Annotated in this window: 1 protein-coding gene; it reads left to right on the plus strand. The window is 45.1% G+C overall.

What is annotated here, in order from left to right; all coding sequences use genetic code 11:
- The coding region (locus tag DKT73_RS19975) for a cadherin repeat domain-containing protein (protein WP_198666682.1) at positions 1–463 on the plus strand (463 nt) is incomplete at both ends.

Consider the following 463-nt stretch of genomic DNA (forward strand, 5'->3'; position numbering starts at 1 on the left):
AATGGTAATTTGACTGATACTCAAGCGGTTACTGTTAGCGTAAATGACGTGAATGAAGCTCCTTTAATCACGTCAGTTACTACGGACAGTGTGGATGAAAATGCGACAACGAATACAGTTATTTACACTGTGACGGCCACGGATGTAGACGCTAATGATAGCTTAACCTACAGCATCACGGGTGACGATGCAGCTTTCTTGGACATCAATGCATCAACAGGCGAAGTGACGTTAAAAGCGTCTGCAGATTATGAAACCAAAGCCAGCTATGTGTTTAACGTTATCGCGACAGACAGTGACGATCTTACTAATATTCAGACGGTTCTTGTGAGCATCAATGACGTGAACGAAGTGCCGATGATAACGTCTGGAGCAACGGGCAGTGTGAATGAAAATGCCGCAATTAACACGGTGATTTACACGGCCACGGCCACGGATGTAGATGCGAATGACAGCTTGACCT

Origin of the sequence: Marinomonas shanghaiensis, from assembly GCF_003259175.1 — a bacterium.
GTDB lineage: Bacteria > Pseudomonadota > Gammaproteobacteria > Pseudomonadales > Marinomonadaceae > Marinomonas > Marinomonas shanghaiensis.